Here is a 1,189-nt window from a genome sequence, read left to right as displayed (position 1 = left end):
ATAACTCTTGGCAAGCTCAAATATTTTCTTGAGCTTTTCGTGGAGGACTGTGCCCTCATCCGGATAATTCTTCTTATGTTTTCTGGAGTTCTTGAGGATATGGAACCAGCAAAGCTGAATGAGACATCCAGCCAGCGTTTTCAGCTTATTGTATGCTGAGAATCCGTCACACATAATGGTCTTATCTTTCTGCTTACCTAACACCTGCTCCGGCACTTCCGAGCCCCTGCTTTTCCTTATTTTATAGAGAGCAATTTCTTGAGTGATAAACAGCCAGATATTATGGTTAATCCCGTCTATTCTCCAGCCGGATTCATCCGCATGCTTAGCTTTTACCTGTCGCATCTTTCTCTCAAGAGTTTGATAGTAATCACCAAACCCTTCTTTGATTTGAAAGAGAATATTGACTAGACCTCCCTCGCTGATATGGAGATTATACATTGTCAGCAGAAGTTGTTGTATTTTATTGTACGGCAGAGCCATGCCTATTTTCAAATATACTACCAAGAGCATCAAATTAAGCCCGAAGGGACTATTTGGCAACGCATTCGGAACTGCGGGCTCAACAATTTTATCACAAGTTTTGCAGTATTTTCTGTGAATATCGTATTGTGTATTTATTGTCTGGGAAATTAAGGGTATGTCAGTAATCACTCTTTTACGAATTTCCTGAGTCTCACTTAATTCAGTATCACAATCCGGACATACATCTATTTCCAGACGCCGAATAAAATCAATCCGTCCAGGAACCCTGCGAAAATAGGGCTTATGTCCTTTCTTTTGTCCGGGAGTTTTCTTAGGATGTTTAACATCCTCTTTAACAAAAGAAGGAAGTTCTTTTGTGGCTGGATATTTGGCTTTGTATTGCTCGAATTCTCTCTTGATTTTTTCCTTCTCTTGTTTTAGTCGCTTGTTTTCTTCTTCTAACTCTTTTATTCTCTTTTTTAATTTCTCTGCTTCGTTCATTTTTCCAGAAGAATTATTTTTACTTTTTTGCCAACCCACTCAACAGGAACATAAACTCTTCCACTATTTCCGCTTTGATTGACCTGCTTTTCAAGCATCTCAAAACCGAGAAGCTCTATTTTTACCTCTTTTTTCATAATAGCTACAATGTAGCTAAAGAAGTACATAAGCTTTTCTATGCTCAAGTATATAATCGGCGAACTTCAAGAAGGTAAACAATTAC

The 1,189-nt window shown here is 38.3% G+C and carries 2 protein-coding genes; both read right to left on the bottom strand.

Going from position 1 to position 1,189, the window contains the following annotated elements; all coding sequences use genetic code 11:
- Window positions 1–1,005 (bottom strand): transposase (locus AB1414_21245; GenBank protein MEW6609937.1); only part of this gene is annotated, 1,005 nt, incomplete at its 3' end.
- The gene (locus AB1414_21240; protein MEW6609936.1) at window positions 963–1,103 is read right to left on the bottom strand and encodes a DUF2080 family transposase-associated protein; all 141 of its coding nucleotides are present in this window, start codon (window positions 1,101–1,103) and stop codon (window positions 963–965) included. The genes AB1414_21245 and AB1414_21240, both read right to left, overlap by 43 nt.
- Window positions 1,104–1,189: the final 86 nt, after the last annotated feature.

It is taken from the genome of bacterium, assembly GCA_040755795.1.
Classification (GTDB): domain Bacteria; phylum UBA9089; class CG2-30-40-21; order CG2-30-40-21; family SBAY01; genus JBFLXS01.
This window is presented reverse-complemented; position numbering and strand designations above follow the sequence as displayed.

What these genes read in the sequence shown, in the direction of transcription:
- AB1414_21240 (MEW6609936.1), bottom strand. Translation starts at nt 1,103, where the DNA reads ATGAAAAAAGAGGTAAAAATAGAGCTTCTCGGTTTTGAGATGCTTGAA.